This is a genomic window from Kribbella sp. CCNWLW201 (assembly GCF_037203805.1).
In the GTDB taxonomy this organism is placed as follows: domain Bacteria; phylum Actinomycetota; class Actinomycetes; order Propionibacteriales; family Kribbellaceae; genus Kribbella.
Genome location: NZ_JBBCBQ010000015.1, coordinates 55,382 through 73,468, shown reverse-complemented (window position 1 = coordinate 73,468; position 18,087 = coordinate 55,382). Strand labels below are relative to the sequence as shown.

General features: G+C 68.9%; 14 protein-coding genes. 8 read left to right on the top strand and 6 right to left on the bottom strand.

The features are described from left to right. Positions 1 to 261 precede the first annotated feature (261 nt). The 3 genes from V9K99_RS39555 to lpdA form a co-directional block, all read right to left on the bottom strand. Positions 262 to 1,152, bottom strand: a complete 891-nt coding sequence (locus V9K99_RS39555) for a TIGR01777 family oxidoreductase (protein WP_337009743.1) — start codon at positions 1,150 to 1,152, stop codon at positions 262 to 264. Between the two features lie 108 nt (positions 1,153 to 1,260). Beyond that, positions 1,261 to 3,177 (bottom strand): 2-oxoglutarate dehydrogenase, E2 component, dihydrolipoamide succinyltransferase, encoded by a 1,917-nt coding sequence (sucB, locus tag V9K99_RS39550; protein WP_337009741.1) that lies wholly within the window; start codon positions 3,175 to 3,177, stop codon positions 1,261 to 1,263. Positions 3,178 to 3,309: 132 nt separating this feature from the next. Beyond that, positions 3,310 to 4,689: a dihydrolipoyl dehydrogenase gene (gene lpdA, locus V9K99_RS39545; protein ID WP_337009739.1), complete on the bottom strand. Its 1,380-nt coding sequence runs from the start codon at positions 4,687 to 4,689 to the stop codon at positions 3,310 to 3,312. Positions 4,690 to 5,004: 315 nt separating this feature from the next. Here lpdA and V9K99_RS39540 point away from each other — a divergent pair, with 315 nt between their 5' ends. Continuing rightward, positions 5,005 to 5,322: a hypothetical protein gene (locus V9K99_RS39540; protein WP_132207099.1), complete on the top strand. Its 318-nt coding sequence runs from the start codon at positions 5,005 to 5,007 to the stop codon at positions 5,320 to 5,322. On the opposite strand, the gene V9K99_RS39535 is transcribed toward V9K99_RS39540, so the two are convergent. Further along, complete coding sequence (locus V9K99_RS39535) at positions 5,319 to 6,089, bottom strand: carbon-nitrogen hydrolase family protein (protein ID WP_337009734.1); 771 nt, start codon at positions 6,087 to 6,089, stop codon at positions 5,319 to 5,321. The genes V9K99_RS39540 and V9K99_RS39535 overlap by 4 nt on opposite strands. A 29-nt stretch (positions 6,090 to 6,118) precedes the next feature. Here V9K99_RS39535 and V9K99_RS39530 point away from each other — a divergent pair, with 29 nt between their 5' ends. Beyond that, on the top strand, positions 6,119 to 6,757 hold the full coding sequence (locus V9K99_RS39530) for a GntR family transcriptional regulator (protein WP_337009732.1): 639 nt from the start codon (positions 6,119 to 6,121) through the stop codon (positions 6,755 to 6,757). Here the strand turns inward: V9K99_RS39530 and V9K99_RS39525 are convergent. Then, positions 6,744 to 8,045: an MFS transporter gene (locus V9K99_RS39525; protein ID WP_337009730.1), complete on the bottom strand. Its 1,302-nt coding sequence runs from the start codon at positions 8,043 to 8,045 to the stop codon at positions 6,744 to 6,746. The genes V9K99_RS39530 and V9K99_RS39525 overlap by 14 nt on opposite strands. Positions 8,046 to 8,138: 93 nt before the next feature. Here V9K99_RS39525 and V9K99_RS39520 point away from each other — a divergent pair, with 93 nt between their 5' ends. Both V9K99_RS39520 and V9K99_RS39515 read left to right on the top strand, forming a co-directional pair. Then, positions 8,139 to 8,816: a DUF2848 domain-containing protein gene (locus V9K99_RS39520; protein ID WP_337009728.1), complete on the top strand. Its 678-nt coding sequence runs from the start codon at positions 8,139 to 8,141 to the stop codon at positions 8,814 to 8,816. 3 nt (positions 8,817 to 8,819) lie between these two features. Then, positions 8,820 to 9,149, top strand: a complete 330-nt coding sequence (locus V9K99_RS39515) for a cupin domain-containing protein (protein WP_337009726.1) — start codon at positions 8,820 to 8,822, stop codon at positions 9,147 to 9,149. Here V9K99_RS39515 and V9K99_RS39510 read toward each other — a convergent pair. Next, positions 9,138 to 10,634 (bottom strand): leucyl aminopeptidase, encoded by a 1,497-nt coding sequence (locus V9K99_RS39510; RefSeq protein ID WP_337009724.1) that lies wholly within the window; start codon positions 10,632 to 10,634, stop codon positions 9,138 to 9,140. The two genes, V9K99_RS39515 and V9K99_RS39510, sit on opposite strands and share 12 nt — an antisense overlap. A gap of 97 nt (positions 10,635 to 10,731) precedes the next feature. On the opposite strand from V9K99_RS39510, the gene gcvT reads away from it, so the two are divergent. From gcvT to V9K99_RS39490, 4 genes are all read left to right on the top strand, one after another. Further along, positions 10,732 to 11,850 carry a glycine cleavage system aminomethyltransferase GcvT gene (gcvT, locus tag V9K99_RS39505; RefSeq protein WP_337009722.1) on the top strand — a complete coding sequence of 373 codons (1,119 nt, stop codon included), beginning with the start codon at positions 10,732 to 10,734 and terminating at the stop codon, positions 11,848 to 11,850. 149 nt (positions 11,851 to 11,999) lie between these two features. Beyond that, positions 12,000 to 14,861, top strand: a complete 2,862-nt coding sequence (locus V9K99_RS39500) for an AfsR/SARP family transcriptional regulator (protein ID WP_337009720.1) — start codon at positions 12,000 to 12,002, stop codon at positions 14,859 to 14,861. A gap of 349 nt (positions 14,862 to 15,210) precedes the next feature. After that, a complete protein-coding gene (locus tag V9K99_RS39495) occupies positions 15,211 to 16,218 on the top strand; it encodes an ABC transporter permease (RefSeq protein WP_337009718.1) in 1,008 nt (335 codons plus the stop codon). Positions 16,219 to 16,259: 41 nt separating this feature from the next. Beyond that, complete coding sequence (locus V9K99_RS39490; protein WP_337009716.1) at positions 16,260 to 18,020, top strand: ABC transporter substrate-binding protein; 1,761 nt, start codon at positions 16,260 to 16,262, stop codon at positions 18,018 to 18,020. The last annotated feature ends 67 nt before the right edge of the window (positions 18,021 to 18,087 follow it).

Sequence of the window (18,087 nt, the reverse complement as noted above, 5' to 3'; positions counted from 1 at the left end):
CGAGTTGGCAGCCGCTGCGCCCAGCCAGAGCTCGGCCTGGTCGCGCCTGCGGCGCACCTGTCGCCGCAACCGAGCGGCGATCACCTGTGCCTGCCCGTCCAACGCGGTACCGGCCAGACTCCGTCTGCCGCGCGGGAGCTGAGGTTGCTTTTCGGAAGATCAGTGCCAACTGGTGGCAATTTCCTTCCGAAGATGCGGCCGTGAGACCAGGCGGCCTGGCCCTCATTGCGTGATGCCGCCGGCCTGGTCGGTCGCGGTGAGTCAGGAGGTCAGGGCGGCGGAGACGGCTGATTGGGCGGTGGGGTGGTGGAAGGTGAAGCCTTGGGCTTGGAGGCGGGTGGGGAGGGCTCGGTTGCTGCCGAGGAGCTCCCAGGCGAATTCGCCGAGGACTGCCTTCATGGCGAAGGCCGGGATGGGGACGAACGCCGGGCGGTGAAGGGCGGTGGCGACGGCCTCGGTGAATTCCTGGTTGGTGGCCGGGTGCGGGATGACGAGGTTGATCGGCCCGCTGAGGGTGTCGTGTTCGGCGATGAAGCGGACGCCGCGGAGCCAATCGGTGAGGGAGAGGAGCGGGAAGTACTGGGTGCCGGGGCCCATGCGGCCGCCGAGACCGAGGCGGAAGGGGAGGACCAGCAACTGGAACGCCGGGGCCTTGCGGTCGAGGACGACGCCGGTGCGGACGGAGGCGACGCGGCAGCCGGCTGCGCGGGCCGGTTCGAGGGCGCCTTCCCAGACGCGGACCACCTCGGCGAGGAAGCCGTCGCCGAGTTCCGAGTCTTCGGTGAGGATGCGGTCGCCGCAGTCCAGGCCGTATCCGCCGATGCCGCTCTGGGTGATCACCGTCGGCCGTCCCTCGAGCTGGGCGGCGGCGTTCGCCAGGGTGCTCGTCGTGCTGACCCGGCTTTCGCGAAGCACCGACCGGTACGTCGGGGTCCACGGGCGGCCGATGTTCGCGCCGGCCAGGTTGACCAGGACATCGGGCTCGCCGAGGGCGGCCGGATCGAGGTCACCGCGGGCCGGGTCCCAGCGGACTTCGTCCGGCTTGGTGGGCGTACGACGTACCAGGCGGACGACCTCGTGGCCGTCGGCGGTCAGGTCGCGGGCGAGCGCCGTACCGAGGAAGCCGGAGGCGCCGGCCAGCACGTACTTCATCCTGCTTGCTCCTTGAGGATCATCTGCCGACGCTGTGCCCGGGCGGAAACGAAAACGGCGCCGGGCCCGTCACGGAAAGGTGGACGGACGCCGGCGCCGGTGTTCGGATCAGACGTCGAACTGAGCCTCTTCGAGGCGCTGCTTGACGGCGGTCAGGTAGCGGGCCGCGTCGGCGCCGTCGACCAGGCGGTGGTCGTAGGTGAGCGCCAGGTACACCATCTGCCGGATCGCGATCGTCTCGCCGAGCTCCGGGTGGGTGATCACGACCGGGCGCTTGACCACGGCGCCGGTCCCGAGCATGCCGACCTGCGGCTGGTTCAGGATCGGCGTGTCGAACAGCGCGCCGCGGCTGCCGGTGTTGGTGATGGTGAAGGTTCCGCCGGCCATCTCGTCCGGGAGCACCTTGTTGGTCCGGGTGCGCTCGGCCAGGTCGGCGATCTTCTTGGCCAGGCCCGCGATGTTCAGGTCGCCGGCGTTGTGCACGACCGGGACCATCAGGCCCTTCTCCACGTCCACGGCGATGCCGAGGTGCTCGGCTGCGTGGTAGGTGATCTCGCCGGCCTCGTCGTCGATCGACGCGTTCAGCTTCGGGTACTGCTTCAGCGCGTCGACCGCGGCCAGGGCGAAGAACGGCAGGAAGGACAGCTTGACGCCCTCGCGGGCCTCGAACTCGGCCTTCTTCGCGTTCCGCAGCTTGGCGATCTCGGTGACGTCGACCTCGACCACGGTGGTCAGCTGGGCCGAGACCTTCAGCGAGTTGACCATGTGGCTGGCGATCGCCTTGCGGATCCGGCTCATCTTCTCGGTGGTGCCGCGCAGCGGGCTGATCGTCGCCGGCTTGGCGGCGGCCGGTGCGGAGGCAGCTGCCGGAGCCGCGGCGGGGGCTGCTGCCGCGGCGGCCTTCTGGGCCTCGGCGGCGGCGATGACGTCCTGCTTGCGGATCCGGCCGCCGACGCCGGTGCCCTGGACGGCGTTGAGGTCGACCTGGTGCTCGGCGGCGAGCTTGCGGACCAGCGGGGTGACGTAGTTCGGGCCCTCGGAGGAGGAGCCGTTGGGGGAAGCCGCCGGGGCCGAGGGTGCCTGGGAGGGGGCGGGGGCCTGTGCGGGCGCGGCTTGTGGGGCCGGAGCCTGAGCGGCGGCCGGAGCCTGAGCCGGGGCAGCGGCCGGAGCCTGGGCCGGGGCTGGTGCAGCCTGCGGAGCCGGGGCGGCTGCCGGGGCCTCCGCGGGGGCGGCCGGAGCTTCGGCGGGTGCGGCCTGTGCGGCTGGGGCGGCAGCGGGAGCTTCGGCGGGTGCCGCGGGGGCGGAGGCTGGGGCGGCGTCGGCGGAGCCGACGATGGCCAGTTCGGCGCCTACCTCGACGGTTTCGTCTTCGGCGACCTTGATTTCGAGGAGCTTGCCGGCGATCGGCGAGGGGATCTCGGTGTCTACCTTGTCGGTGGAGACCTCGAGGAGGGGCTCGTCGACTGCTACGTCGTCGCCTACCTGCTTGAGCCAGCGGGTGACTGTTCCCTCGGTGACGCTCTCACCCAGTGCCGGAAGGGTGACCGGCGTACCCGAGCCACCACCGGTGGGTGCCGATGCGGCCGCTTCGGCCGGAGCAGAAGCTGGAGCGTCCTGAGCGGGTGCGGCTTCCGCGGCTGGGGCCTGCTGGGCCGGTGCGGCTTCGGCGGCCGGAGCCTGCTGAGCCGGGGCAGCCTCGGCGGCGGGAGCCTCCTGGGCAGGCGCGGCCTGCTCAGCTGGGGCCTGCTCGGCGGGGGCCTCGGCTGGGGCGGAGCCGGAGCTTTCGCCGGCGTCGCCGATCACGGCGAGTTCGGCGCCGACCTCGACAGTCTCGTCCTCGGCGGCCTTGATCTCGAGCAGGGTGCCGGCCACCGGCGAGGGGATCTCGGTGTCGACCTTGTCGGTCGAGACCTCCAGCAGGGGCTCGTCGACGGCAACCGTGTCGCCGACCTGCTTGAGCCAGCGGGTGACGGTTCCTTCGGTGACGCTCTCCCCGAGGGCCGGCAGGGATACAGAGGTCGGCATGACGGTCGTTGCTCCTTCGTCTGATCGGTCGAGGTCAGCCTACGGTGCCGCCGGAGGGAGCAGGATCCGGGTCAGGAGCTCCTCCGGCGGCCTCAAACCTACTCGGACGGGCCAGCGGTCCGCTCGAGCATCTCAATCATGGAAATGCAGTGGCTTCCCGGCGAGGGCCAGGTGGGCTTCGCCGAGGGCCTCGTTCTGGGTCGGGTGGGCGTGCACGAGCGGCGCGACGTCGGCCGGGTACGCCTCCCAGTTGTAGATCAGCTGGGCCTCGCCGATCAGTTCGCCGACGCGCGAGCCGACCATGTGCAGGCCGACGACGGCGCCGTCCTTGGCCCGGACCAGCTTGACGAACCCGGCGGTCTTCAGGATCTGGCTCTTGCCGTTCCCGCCGAGGTTGTAGTTGAGGATGTCGACGTCGCCGTACTTCTCCCGGGCCTGCTCCTCGGTCAGGCCGACCGACGCGACCTCCGGCTCGGAGTAGGTCACCCGCGGGATGCCGGCCTCGTCGATCGGGGTCGGGTTCAGTCCGGCGATGTGCTCGGCGACGAAGATGCCCTGCTGGAACCCGCGGTGCGCGAGCTGCAGCCCCGGCACGATGTCGCCGACCGCATAGACGCCCGGCACGCTCGTCTGAAGCGTCGAGTCGACGGTCACGAACCCCCGGTCGAGCGCGACTCCGACCTCCTCGTACCCCAGGCCGGACGTGTTCGGGCCGCGGCCGACCGCGACCAGCAGCAGCTCGGCCTCGATCACCTCGCCACCGGCGACGGTGACGCGCACCCCGGACTCCGTCGACGACACCGACTCGAACGCCGTACCCGTCTTGAAGGCGATCTTCCGCTTCCGGAACGCCCGCTCCAGCGTCTTGCTGCAGTCGGCGTCCTCGGCCGGGACCAAACGCGGCAGCGCCTCGACGATGGTCACCTTGGTGCCGAACGAGGTCCACGCGCTGGCGAACTCGACGCCGATCACGCCGCCGCCGAGCACCACTGCGGACTCCGGCACCCGGTCCAGCGTCAGCGCGTGCTCACTGGCGATCACTCGCTGGCCGTCCAGCTCCAGCCCAGGCAGCGAGCGCGAGTACGAACCCGACGCGAGGATGACGTTCTTACCCGTGTACGACGTACCGCCCACCTCGACCGTGGTCGGGGAGGTGAGCCGCCCCTCGCCCTCGATCACGGTGATGCCACGGGCCTTGAGCTGACCCTGGAGGCCCTTGAAGAGCCGGTCGACGACGCCGTCCTTGTACTTGTTCACACCGCCCATGTCGACGCCCTCGAGCGTCGTCCGGACACCGAACTGCTCACCCTCGCGGGCCGAGTCGGCCACCTCGGCGGCGTGCAGCAGCGCCTTGGTGGGGATGCAGCCGCGGTGCAGGCAGGTGCCGCCGACCTTGTCCTTCTCCACCAGGGCGACGGACAGTCCGAGGGTCGCGGCGCGCAGTGCGGCGGCGTAACCACCACTGCCGCCACCGAGAATCACCAGGTCGTACGTCGTACCACTCTCAGTCACAGGTTCCTCCGTGGGTCTGGTCGGCGGGCGGCCCCGGATCGCGGTTGCGGCCCGGCGTCATCTTTTCACCGATGCCGCCGCACGCCACCCCCGGGCTAGGGCACGTCTCCCAATTCCCTGCGTGCTGCGCGGCACTCGGCGGGCACATCGCGGCATTGGAGGGCGAGGCACGGAGAACCCCACTCCGAGCCTCGCCCTCCGCCTTGCGCTGCACTCCGCCGAGCACCTGCTCGCGACTGCAGGGAATTGGTACCCTCCGGCAACCGTTATGCAGGATTTCTGCGGAGAGTTGCCCGGATAGGGGACACTTGCCCCATGAAGTGGTTCGGTCGCCGGCAGAAGCCGGGCACGATGCGCCGGTCGGACAATCCCGACCAGGCACACCTGCGGGAGTTCGCCCAAACCCGCCAAGGCGTCGAGGGTTTCGTCGAGCCACGGACGGCGGTGACGGAGTACACCCTGCTGCTGGTCGCCATCGACGGCGAGTGGACCCGGCGCCGGGTCCCGTCGGTCGAGTGGGCGCACAAGTTCGCCAACGGGCTGGGCATCCCGTCGTACGACGCCGCAGTGGTCGGCTACCCGCCCCGCATGCGCGAGTACAACGCCCGGATGAAGAAGAACGGCCTGGCCTAGAGGATCGGGACACGCCCCCGCACGGTCTCGACGAGAGAACTGTCGACGGTCGCGTGCAGGATGTCGGCGCCCGCGCCGAGTCGAGCAGCCGTCTGCCCGAGGGGAGTGGTCAGACTGCTCCGCCCGACGCCCAGCGGATCGGTGCCGACCGGCGGTACGTACGCCTGGTCGCAGGCCAGCAACCAGGCCTGCGCGTCCGCTGCCCGCGCCCGCGTCAGCAGGTCCCACTGCTCTTCCTTGCCCGGACCCGCACCCCAGGACGCCGGTACGACGATCAACTCCGCACCCAGCCGGCCGAGTGCGGTGAACTGGTCCGCGAAGCGAAGGTCGTAACACGTCGCCAGCCCGATCGTCACGTCCCGGAAGACGAACGTGACCAACTCATTGCCCGGAGCAACGGTGTCCGACTCGCGCGATCCGAAGGCGTCGTACAGATGGATCTTCCGGTACGACGTCTCCACGCCCGGACCGGTGACGAGCAAGGTGTTGTGCACCCGCCCGTCGTCGGCCGGCTCGAACAGACCGGCCACGACCACGACCCCGAGGTCCGCGGCCACCTTGCGCAGACCGGTCGCGAACGGACCGTCGAGTGGTTCCGCGACCGAGCCGAGGTCGGTGCCGAAGCAGGCCAGCACGGCCTCGGGCAGCGCGACCAACGACGCTCCGTCGGCGGCGGCTCGACGTACCGCGTCCGTCGCAGTGGCCAGGTTCGCGACCGGATCCGGACCGGCCGTGACCTGAGCGGCGGCGACTCGCAAAAGTGTCATCTAACCCTCCAAGGCTGTATACATTGAGTATGCGATTGAGTGGGGACTCCGGCCGGGATCGCGCCTATCAATACCTGCGCGGGACGGTCCTGAGCGACCCCGCGGTATCGGGGACGTTCATCAACGAGCAGGCGGTGGCGACCGAGGTCGGCATCTCCCGGACCCCCGTCCGCGAGGCACTGCTGATGCTCGCAGCCGAGGACCTGGTCCAGTTGGTGCCGCACCGGGGTGCGTTCGTGGCGCCGGTGCCGGGCCGGGAGATCGCGGAGATGATGCAGGCCCGCGGGGTGATCGAGACCTGGGCGGCGACCACCTCGCTCGCGTCCGGTGACGCCCCGGTCGCGGCGATGTCCGCCGTACTCGAGCAGCAGCGGTCGATTGTCGACAACGGTGATGCGAAGGAGTTCATCGAGCTGGACAGCCAGTTCCACGCTCTCCTGGTCGATGCCGCCGGCAACTCGGTGCTCGGCCGGCTGTACGACAACCTTCGGGCCAAGCACGTGCTGCTCGGGGTCGTCGCCCTGCAGCGCAGCGCCACCCGCCGGCAGGAGGTGCTCGACGAGCACCAGGCCATCGTCGACGGCCTGGCTTCGGGCAAGCCGGAGGCGGCTGAGAAAGCGATCCTCAGCCACCTCGACAGCACCGGCTCCCTGCTCATGCAGGGCTGACCGCGACGTCATCCTCGACGGCCTGGCCTAGCCGCAGGCCGACCAGCGTGATCACGCACGCCACCACGATGTACGCCGCGATCACGTACCCGGTGCCGGCCTTCGCCAGGAAGTACGTGAACGCCAGCGGCGCCAGCGCTCCGCCGATCACGCCGGCGAAGGTGTAGGCCAGCGAACTCCCCGTGTACCGCAACCGCGCGGTGAACTGCTCCGACACGAAGGCAGCCTGCGGTCCGTACATCAACGAGTGGAACAGCAGCCCGATCACCACACCAGGCAGCACAGTCGCCAGCGACGACGCCATAGCGAAGAACACCACCGACCACAGCGCTCCACCGACCGCACCGATCGCATAGACAGTACGACGTCCATACCGGTCCGAAAGCCAACCGGACAAGGGGATCAGCCCGACCTGGAACGCGGAGCCGACCAGCACGGCGGTGACGGCCTCCCCACGACTCATCCCCAACTCCTTGGTCGCATAGGTGAGCACGAACACCGCGAACATCGCGTAGAGCACGTCCGGCCCGACCCTGGCCAGGATGGCCGCGATCAACGGCCGGGTCTGCGTCCGCAGTACCTCCGAGACCGGTGCTGTCGGCCGATCGCCACGCGCCTCCAACTCGCGGAACACCGGCGTCTCCTCCAGCTTCGTCCTGATCAGCAGACCGAAGGCCACGAGTACGGCGGACAGCAGGAAGGCGACCCGCCAACCCCAGCTGAGGAACGCCTCCTCGGACAGAGCGCCGGCCAGAACAGCGAGTACGCCGTTCGCCATCAACGTGCCGAGTGGCGGCCCGACCTGAGCCGCTGAAGCCCAGAAGCCTCGCTCACCCGCCTTGCTGAACTCACTACTCAGTAGAACGGCTCCACCCCATTCACCGCCCACGCCGACGCCCTGTGCGAAGCGCAGTACGACCAGCAACGTCGGTGCGATCGCTCCGGCCTGTGCGTGTGTCGGCAGCAGGCCGATGAAGAACGTGGCCACGCCGATCAGCAGCAGCGTGGCGACCAGGACCCGCTTGCGGCCGATCACATCGCCGAGCCGGCCGAAGAAGATGCCGCCCAGCGGACGGGCGACGTACCCGACCGCGTACGTCGCGAAGGCCTGCAACGTACCGGTGAGCGGGTCGCTGCCGGGGAAGAACAGGTCACCGAAGACGAGGGCGGCGGCGGAGCTGTAGACGGCGAAGTCGTACCACTCCAGCGAGGTGCCGGACAGGCTGGCGGCGAACGCCTTGTACAGACCACGGCGCTCGCCGACAACAACGGGGGGAGAGCTGGACATCGGGTGGACCTCCTTGGGGGGATGCTCCATACTCGTTGTATACGACGTGTTCACGCAAGCGCCAATTGCAGAAATTTCCGGAGGCTCGTACCGATGACCCAGACCCTGCGCTTCACCCTGCCCGACGGCAGCGAGCGGGAGATCACCGTCCGCTACGCCCTGAACGCGGGGTACGCCGGCCGCGACACCGAGCAGGTCCAGCACCACGTGGACGAGTTGGCCGAGCTCGGCGTACCGGCGCCGCGCCGCATTCCCACGCTGTACCCGCTGTCCGCATCACTCGTCGGGCGCCCCGAGGTTGTGCAGGTCGCGCACGCGAAGACGTCCGGCGAGGCGGAGTGGGCGCTGGTCGTGGGGGAGAACGATGTGCTGCTGACGGTCGCGTGCGATCACACCGACCGGGCGCTCGAGGTGCACGGTGTTGCCTGGAGCAAGCAGTCCGCACCGGACGTGCTCGGCGACGTGGCTTGGCCGCTTGCGGAGATCGAGGATGAACTGGACCGGTTCACGCTGAAGGCGTGGGTCCGGCACGGCGACACCGAGCAGCTGATCCAGGACGGCACCCTCGCGCAGTTGCTGCCGCCGTCGTACTGGCTGAAGGAGCTCGGCGACCGGATCGTCCCGGGCACGGTGTTGCTGAGCGGGACGATCCCGATGATCGCCGGTGTCGACCAGTTCGCCGACGCCTGGCGGGTCGAGCTCACCGATCCCCGCGGCCTCACCAGCCGCATCCACTACACGGTCGAAGAACTCGCCCCGGCGTGGGACTGACTCATGAAACAGGAGCGAGAGTTCTTCAGCACCCAAGACCTGGCCTGGACCGACGCGGGCGACGGGATCGCCCAACGCATCCTCAGCGAGGATCCCGCCGACGGCACCCTGACGAGAATCGCCCGCTGGGCGCCCGGGACGACGGGCGACCAGGTCATCAGGCACGAGTACGTCGAAGAGGTCTACCTGCTCGAAGGTGAGTTGACCGACCTCACCCTCGGGCAGACGTTCGGCCCCGGCGACTATGCCTGCCGGCCGCCGGGGATGCCGCACGGTCCGTATGTCACGGCCGGCGGTTGCACGATGCTGGAGATCCGCTACTCAGCTCGCTGAGGCGGCCAGTTCCACCAGGGTGCGGACGGCGTACCCGGTGCCGCCGGCCGGGGTGTAACCGCTCGCGCCGCCCTCGTTGAAGGCCGGCCCGGCCACGTCGAGGTGGACCCAGTCGATGCCCTCGGCAACGAAGTCGCCGAGGAACGCGGCCGCGGCGAGCGCGCCGCCCCACGGCTCGCCGGTGATGTTGGCCAGGTCGGCGACCTTCGAGTGCGACTTCAGCTTGTCCAGCATCTCGGCCGGGATCGGCAGCGGCCACATCGCCTCACCGGCCGCGATGGCGGCGTCCACCACCCGGTCCCGGGCGGTGTCGGTGTTCGCGAACGCGCCGGCCACCTTGGTGCCCAGGGCAACGACACAGGCACCGGTCAGGGTGGCCACGTCGACGATCAGGTCCGGCTGGTCCTCGGACGCCCGGACCAGGGCGTCACCGAGGACGAGCCGGCCCTCGGCGTCGGTGTTCAGCACCTCGACGGTCTTGCCGCCGTACATGGTCAGCACGTCGGACGGCCGGGCCGCCGACCCGGACGGCATGTTCTCGGCCATCGCGGCGTACGTGGTCACCTGGACCGGCAGGCCGAGCCGGGCGATCGCGAGCGTGGCGCCGATCACCGCGGCGGCACCGGCCATGTCGGCCTTCATGCTGATCATCCCGCTGGCCGTCTTCAGCGACAGGCCGCCGGAGTCGAAGGTGATGCCCTTGCCGACGAAGGCCAGGTGGGTGACCGGCTTCTTCGGCGTGTAGCTGATCCGGATCAGCCGGGGCGGGTTGCTCGACCCCTGGCCGACGCCGAGGATGCCGCCGTACCCGCCCTTGGCCAGGGCCTTCTCGTCCATCACCTCGACCTTGACGCCGTACTCCTTGCCCAGCTTGACCGCCTGCGCGGCGAAGTCGACCGGGTTCAGGTCCGAGGGCGGCGTGTTCACCCAGTCGCGCACCTGGTGGACCGCGGCGGCGGTCACCTCGGCCCGCTCGAGCTGGGCCTTGGCCTCCTTGTTCCGGGACAGGTCGGTCAGCACCGTCAGGGTGCCGGGCGCCTCGGTGGCGCCTTCGGCGGACTTGTACGCCGTGAACGAGTAGCGGCCGAGCAGGGCGCCCTCGGCGATCGCGCGGATGCAGTCGGCATCCGGCGTCGGCAGCGCGAAGGCGACGGACTGGGTGGTCTTGGCGGCCCGGACGCCGGTGCCGGCCGCGGTCCGCAGGTCCTCGGTCTTCAGTGCACCGTCGGGCGCCTCGCCGAGACCGACCGCGATCAGGTTGGCCGACTTGCCCGGATTCGGCCCGGGCACCTTGGTGACCTCGCTGGCCTTGCCGGTGGCGCCGAGACCCGACAGCACCTCGACCAGCTTCCCGCCGTACGCGGCGTTCAGCGACTCGGTGCCGGCCGGCAGGGCGACACCGCCGCCGACCTTGACCACGCCGATGACCACGGCGTCGGTTCGGACACCGGCCGCATCCGACTTGCTCAGGGTGATGGTGCTCACGAAAATCTCAGTCCTCCTTGACCGGCGGGCAGACGGCCGGTCGTGACGGTACGTGAATGCTGCCTCCGCATGCTACGCGTCGGGTAAGTTCCGCTCCATGACCACGTCTGCATCATCGTCGCCGGAGTTGAAGAAGTCGCCGCTGCACGAGCGCCATGTCGCCCTCGGAGCCAAGTTCGCCGAGTTCGGTGGTTGGGAGATGCCACTGGAGTACGGCGGAGTGGTCGCGGAGCACACCGCGGTCCGGACGTCCGTCGGTGTCTTCGACGTCAGTCACCTGGGCAAGGCGACGGTCAAGGGACCGGGCGCGGCGGCGTACGTGAACTCCTGCCTGACCAACGACCTGGGCAAGATCGGCCCGGGCCAGGCGCAGTACACGCTGTGCTGCAACGAGCGCGGGGGAGTGGTCGACGACCTGATCGCCTACCTGCACGCCGACGACGACGTGTTCCTGATCCCGAACGCGGCCAACACCGCCGAGGTGGTCCGGCTGCTGCAGGCGGACGCGCCGGAGGGCGTGGTGGTGACCAACACCCACGACGCCTACGCGATCCTCGCCGTCCAGGGCACGAACAGCGACGACGTACTGAAGGCGATCGGGCTGCCGACCGGACACGACTACATGTCGTTCACGACGGCGGACTTCTCCGGTACGCCGGTCGTCGTCTGCCGGACCGGTTACACCGGTGAGCGCGGGTACGAGCTCGTCGTACCGAACGAGGGCGCGGTCGCGGTGTTCGACGCGTTGCTCGAGGCCGGAGCGCCGTATGGGATCGTGCCGGCCGGGCTGGGGGCGCGGGACACGCTGCGGACCGAGATGGGCTACCCGCTGCACGGTCAGGACATCTCCCCGGACATCACGCCGGTCCAGGCGCGGTCCGGCTGGGCGGTCGGCTGGAAGAAGGAGCACTTCTGGGGCGACGAGGCGCTGCGGGCGGAGAAGGAGCGCGGCCCGGCCCGGATCCTGCGCGGTCTGCGTGCGGTCGGTCGCGGCATCCCGCGCCCGCACATGACAGTGCTCGACACGTCCGGCACCGCTCTCGGCGAGGTCACCTCCGGCACCTTCTCGCCGACGCTGAAAAAGGGTGTCGCGCTGGCGCTGCTCGACGCGACGATCAAGGAAGGCGATCAGGTCACCGTCGACATCCGCGGCCGCCAGGAGACCTTCGACGTGGTCAAGCCCCCGTTCGTCACCGTCCACGTCCGCGAGAGCTGACAAACCGGTGGGGGCAGGTTGTGCTGCCCCCACACGTTGTCAGCCCCAGTCCCAGCCTCGGCGCGTCATCGGGTCCCCTTGCATCAGTCGATTGATGCCCGGATCCTCGGCCGCCGCTGTTACCGCACGCTTACCACTATGCTGGCGCCGTGGAGTTCCGGCTGCTCGGTCCAGTGCAGATCTGGTCCGGTGGCATCCAGGTAGCTCTGAAGCGACGGCAGGAGCGGTTGGTCCTCGCCGTACTGCTGCTGGAGCCCGGGAAGGCAGTGCCAGCCGAGCGGCTGATCGACCTGCTGTGGCCAGAGGCCATGCCGGACAACCCGAAGCGGGCTCTCCAGGTTTATATGTCCCGGCTGCGGTCCGTGCTGGCCGGCGACGTACACCTCACCAGTGGTTCGGAGGGGTATGCCGTACAGGCGCCGGCCGGCCGGACGGATATCGAGCAGTTCAACGGTCTGGTCGCGCAGGCCCGGCGGACGGACGATCTCGAGCACCGGTGCAAGCTGCTGGTCGACGCGCTGTCCCTGTGGCGCGGCCCGGCGCTGGCTGACGTCACCACGGAAGACGTACGGCGAAGGTTGTGCGCTGGCCTCGAGGAGTCGCGATGGGCGGCCGAGGAGCTGCGGCTGACCACTGAGCTCGACCTCGGCCACCATCAGGAGCTGTTGCCCGAGCTGGCGCGGCTGACCGTGGCCCAGCCGGCGCGGGAGACGTTCGCCGCCGCGTCGATGCTGGCTTTATATCGATCCGGCCGCCAAGCTGATGCACTGGCCGCGTATGCCGAGCTGGTGCGGCATCTCGATGACGAGCTGGGCGTCGAGCCGGGTGCTGAGGTGCGGGACTTGCAGGTCGCGATCCTTCGGCAGGATCCGTCGCTGGAGCTGGCTGCCCCGTCGGCGGTGCCACGGGAGCTTCCGGCCGACGTGAGCATTCTGGTCGGGCGGGACGAAGTACTGCGGGAACTGGCCGACGTACTACTCAGTCCAGGGCGGCCCTCCGGCGTACCGGCCGTTGTCTGTCTATACGGCGCGGCTGGGACCGGTAAGTCGGCTGCGGCGGTGCGGTTGGCGCATCAGTTGGCTGAGCAGTATCCGGACGGGCAGTTGTTCGTCAGGCTGCAGGACGTCGGCGGGCGGAGGATCGAGCCCCGGACGGTTCTCGGTCAGGTGCTGCGGTCGCTGGGCGTCGACGGCTCGGAGATCCCGGAGAGCGTCGAGGAGCGGTCAGCGCTGCTGCGGAGCCGGCTGGCGGACAAGACAGTGCTGTTGGTGTTCGATGACGCGATCGACGCGGGGCAGCTCCGGCCGTTGCTGCCGGCGGGCGGTCGCTGCGGCGTGATCGTCACCTCGCGGCAGCCCATGCTCGGTCTCGAGGACGCCACGCACCGGGAGCTCCAGCCGTTGCCGGACGAGACGAGTGCTGAGTTACTGGGGGCTCTGTCAGGTCTCGGCGCAGCCATGGTCGCGGACGTGGTTCCACACTGCGCCGGACTGCCGCTGGCGTTGCGCATCGTGGGTGCCCGGCTGGCCCTGATTCGTGAGGACGTCGCGGACGTCGTACAGACGCTTGCTGATGAGTCGCAGCGGCTGGATTACCTGGTGGCCGGTGACCGGGCCGTGCGGGCCAGCCTTGACCTCACCCTCAGCGTCGCGTCGGCTCCAGCGCGGGAGCTCTTCGCCCGCCTCGCTCTGGTCGGTGCTGACGAGTTCGGCTCCTGGGTCGCGGCGCCGCTGCTCGACGTGGCCGAGGGCCACGCTCAGAGCGTCTTCGACGGCCTCATCTCACTGGGTCTCGTCCAGCTCCGACGCGCGCAGCCACCCCGCTACGGCATGCACGGCCTGGTCCGCGCACTCGCCGTCGAGCTTTCCGGTACGACGGACAACACCGAACTCGAACAGCGTTACCTCGAAACCGTGCTCGGCCTGCTGACGATCGCCGACGAGCAGGTCGACCACGGATCGATGATCATCGATCTGGACCGTGGACGTGCCGCAGACCTCCCGGTGACCGGCGCGGCGGCGGCGGCCGGAGCGACGTGGCTGGACATCGAGGCACCGGTGGTGCGCGCGGCCGTCGGGCTGGCGGTGCGGAACTGGCCACGCCTGGCCGGCACGCTCGCCTTGCGGTTCACCGGCTACCTCGCCGTACGCGACGATCGTGAGGTCCGGCAGGAAGTGATGCGGACGGCCAGGGATGCCGCCGCTCGAGCCGGTGAGGCGGAGCTGGAGGCCGAGCTCGACCGCTGTCTGTTCGGTGCGATGGCGCAGGGTGACGCATCGACGGACGAACTGCTCCGGCAGGCGAATCGGGGACTCGAGTCAGCCGAACGCTCGGGTTCAGTGGCGCTGCGGATCGCCGCGCTCGGCCAGGTCGGATGGGCAGTCTCCACGACAGGCGATGGCCAGGGGATGCTGCAGATGGGCGAAAAGATGCTCGCCCTGGTCGAGGCGAACCCTGAGGCCGAGTCGTCGCGGGCAAGGGCCTTGGACCAGGTGGGCGGAGGGCTGTTCGCCGTCGGCCGCGTCGCCGAGAGCCAGGCGCGTCGCCGGGAGGCCGCCCGGCTCAGTCCGCCGGGAACCCGGCTGCACGCCATCCGTCTGGTGCTGCTGTCCGAGGCGTTGCTGGCCGATTCCGATCTCGGTGCGTCCCATGTCCCCGAGCTGACGGCTGTGCTCGCCGAGGCGCGGGAGATCGTGGAGCGGATCGGTGACGAACTCGGGATCGCGCACGTCGACAACACCGAGGCTCAGCTGATGATCGTGACCGGAGACCTGGACGGTGCGGAAGCTCTGCTGCGGCGCGCGGCGGAGGTGCTGGTCCGGCGGCCGGACGAGTCGGGGGAAGGCGCGAACGCGATCGGCCGGGCCCGGCTGAACGTCGCCCGAGGCCGGCCCGAGGAGGCCCGTCACATCCTCGAGACCGCGATCCGCGAGGCCCCCTCGGATGCCTTCGCGGTCCTGGAGCTGGAGCACCAGCTGAGGGTGCTCGGACTGGGTTCCGGTCACAGTTAGCAACCAGACACAGAATGTGTCCTTCCATCACATAGCGTCATAATGTGGCACAAATTGGCCACTGTCGGTGCTGTGCCGACGCGTTTTGCGAAGGATTGATCGCGAAGGGTGACGATTTCGGTCAAATGTTCCGGTCCGGTACCCGTTCCGGTAACGATTTGTGCACTGCTGCCTAGCACCGCTGGTTTGGTGTCACAGTGTCAGGCAGGCTAGCGCGCGGTTGTGGGGGATCGCTGGTGTCAAGGGGATTTGACGCAAGCCCTCCACACAGCAAAGGCCCGGCACGATCCACCCGATTGCTGCCGGATCATACGAACCGAATCTGGCTGACAGAGCTGACGGAGCGCGAATGACAATTGGTCCCCCGGACTCGGCGGTCGGTGTCGAGGAACACCCGGCGTCGGCGGAACCCGTACGTGGAGCCGCGGTTGCGCATGGCAAGTCCCCGACCCGGATCGCGATGGACCGGTTGCGCAAGGACAAGGTGGCGGTCACCTGCGCCGTCGTCGTGCTGCTGTTCATCCTGCTCGCCGTGTTCGCGCCGCTGCTGGCCAAGCTGGAAGGCCAGGACTACGGCACGTTCCACACCGACCTGGTCGACGAGTTCGGCTTCCCGATCAGCGGGCCGACCGGCACGCACTGGTTCGGTGTCGAGCCGAAGACCGGCCGGGACAACTTCGCCCGCTGGGTATACGGCGCGCGTCCGTCGTTGATCGTCGCGTTCACCGCGACCCTGTTCGGCACGGTGGTCGGGGTCGTGATGGGTCTGCTGGCCGGCTTCCTCGGCGGCTGGGTGGACCGGGTGATCTCGTGGGTCATCGACTTCGTCCTCAGCCTGCCGTACCTGCTGTTCGCGATCGCGATGGTTCCGATCGTCGAGTCGTGGCGCGGCGGTTCGTTCAACCTGTCGCCGGAGCAACAGGCGTCGACCCGGTTCTACGTACTCATATTTGTCCTTTCGTTCTTCGGCTGGGCCGGTCTTGCGCGCATCATCCGCGGCGAAGTGCTGTCGCTGCGGGAACGCGAGTTCGTCCTGGCCGCCAAGGCGATCGGCGTCCCCACCCGGCAGGTCCTGTTCAAGGAACTGCTGCCGAACCTGGTGGCCCCGATCGTCATCTCCGCCTCGCTGTCGTTGCCCGCGTACGTGACAGCAGAGGCAGGTCTGTCCTTCCTCGGTGTCGGTTTGGTTGAGCCGATCCCGTCCTGGGGCCAGACGATCGCCGTGGCCACCAACTGGTTCAAGGCCTACCCCTTGTTCCTGTGGCTGCCGGTGATCGGTATCACCATGCTGGTGCTCGCACTGGCCCTCCTCGGCGACGCCGTCCGCGACGCCTTCGACCCCAAGACTCGCCGGTAGTGCGGCGATTGCCCCAGCGGCAGAAAAGGAGAAACACGACCATGCAGTGGAAACGGATCACCGCAGTCGCGGCGACGGTCATGCTGGCCGCCGTGGCTTGTGGCAGCCCGTCGTCGAACAATGACTCCGGCGGTGGTGGCGGAACCGGCAGCGGTGCCGCTCAGGAAAAGGCCACTGACCCGACTGCCAAGGGGCCGGCCAAGGAGGTCGACGGCGCGAAGAAGGGTGGCACGATCACCGTGCTGTCCGACGTCACGCCGGACACCTTCGACCCGACGAACATCTACTACGTCGACGGCAACCAGATCGGCAAGCTGATGTACCGGGCGCTGACCCAGTACCGGCTGGAGGAGGGGACCGGCAAGCCGGTGCTCGTGCCGGACCTGGCCGAGGACCTGGGCACCAAGTCGGCCGACGGCCTGACCTGGACGTTCAAGCTCAAGCAGGGCATCAAGTACATGGACGGCACGCCGGTCAAGGCGGCCGACTACGCGTACGCGATCAAGCGGTCCTTCGCGCACGACCTGTACGACGCCGGACCGACGTACCAGTTGCAGTTCTTCAAGGACGGCGACAAGTACAAGGGTCCGTACGGCCCGAACGGCGCCAACTACGCCGGTGTCGAGACGCCGGACGAGAGCACCCTGGTCATCAAGCTGGCGAAGAAGTTCGACGATCTGCCGTTCTACGCGGCGTTCCCGATGTTCACGCCGATCCCGCAGGCCAAGGACACCCAGAAGAACTACGAGCAGCGCCCGATGGCGACCGGCCCGTACCAGGTCGACTCGTACACCCCGGGTACGCAGCTCAAGCTGAAGAAGAACCCGAACTGGGACCCGAACACCGACCCGGTCCGGCACCAGTACGTCGACGCCTGGGACTTCAAGTTCAGCCAGGACCTGATCAAGGCCCAGCGTCAGGTGCTGGCCAGCGCGGGTCCGGACGCGAACGCGCTGAGCTACACCAACCTGGACGTCAGCCTGCTGCCCGAGGTCAAGGACCAGAGCCAGCTGGTGAAGGGTGACTCCCCGTGCACCATCACGTACCCGATGGACACCCGGAAGATCCCGCTGGAGATCCGCAAGCTGATCGCCAAGGCGCACCCGTACGACTCGTGGCGCAAGGTCGCCGGCCTGAACCCGAACGACGCGCCGCCGGCCTCGACCATCCTGCCGCCGGCTGTCCCGGGCTTCGAGAAGTACGAGCTCCCGGGTCTGACCGGAACCGGTAAGGGTGCCGAGGACGACGCCGTCGCCGCCGAGATCAAGGCGGAGCTGGCCAAGCTCGGCAAGGCCAACTTCGAGCTCAGCTGGTACTACCAGATCGACGACAAGATCTCGACCCAGGTGACCCAGCTGCGCAAGCAGGTCTACGAGAAGGCCGGGTTCAAGGTCAAGGCGATCGGTGTTCCGAAGGCGAAGTACCGCACGTTCGTGGGCGACCAGGACGCGCCGGTCAACATCGGCAAGACCCCGGCCGGCTGGTGCTCCGACTGGCCCAGCGGTACGAGCTGGTTCCCGGTCCTGTTCAAGTCCGACGCGATTGCCCTGGGCAACAGCATCGGTCAGCTCCAGGACAAGGCGCTGGACGCCAAGATCGACGCAGTCGCGGCGAAGACTCCGGACGAGCAGCTGAAGGAATGGAAGGTCATCGACAAGGAGATCCTGGAGAAGTACCTCCCGGCCTTGCCGCTGTACTACAGCGCGACCAACTCCCCGGTCGGCAAGAACATCGGTCACGCCATCAACGACGTGACCCAGGGCATGCCCGAGTTCACGTCGATGTACCTGAAGCAGCCCTGATCAGTAGCTCGTAACTGAGATGGCATTACTGATCTGAACGGTGGAGTGGTGCCCGGACCCGTCCGGG

Coding starts and splice junctions, on each gene's coding strand:
- V9K99_RS39495 (WP_337009718.1), top strand. CDS start 15,211: ATGACAATTGGTCCCCCGGACTCGGCGGTCGGTGTCGAGGAACACCCG.
- gcvT (WP_337009722.1), top strand. CDS start 10,732: ATGACCACGTCTGCATCATCGTCGCCGGAGTTGAAGAAGTCGCCGCTG.
- V9K99_RS39525 (WP_337009730.1), bottom strand. CDS start 8,045: ATGTCCAGCTCTCCCCCCGTTGTTGTCGGCGAGCGCCGTGGTCTGTAC.
- V9K99_RS39530 (WP_337009732.1), top strand. CDS start 6,119: ATGCGATTGAGTGGGGACTCCGGCCGGGATCGCGCCTATCAATACCTG.
- V9K99_RS39490 (WP_337009716.1), top strand. CDS start 16,260: ATGCAGTGGAAACGGATCACCGCAGTCGCGGCGACGGTCATGCTGGCC.
- sucB (WP_337009741.1), bottom strand. CDS start 3,177: ATGCCGACCTCTGTATCCCTGCCGGCCCTCGGGGAGAGCGTCACCGAA.
- V9K99_RS39555 (WP_337009743.1), bottom strand. CDS start 1,152: ATGAAGTACGTGCTGGCCGGCGCCTCCGGCTTCCTCGGTACGGCGCTC.
- V9K99_RS39535 (WP_337009734.1), bottom strand. CDS start 6,089: ATGACACTTTTGCGAGTCGCCGCCGCTCAGGTCACGGCCGGTCCGGAT.
- V9K99_RS39540 (WP_132207099.1), top strand. CDS start 5,005: ATGAAGTGGTTCGGTCGCCGGCAGAAGCCGGGCACGATGCGCCGGTCG.
- V9K99_RS39520 (WP_337009728.1), top strand. CDS start 8,139: ATGACCCAGACCCTGCGCTTCACCCTGCCCGACGGCAGCGAGCGGGAG.
- V9K99_RS39515 (WP_337009726.1), top strand. CDS start 8,820: ATGAAACAGGAGCGAGAGTTCTTCAGCACCCAAGACCTGGCCTGGACC.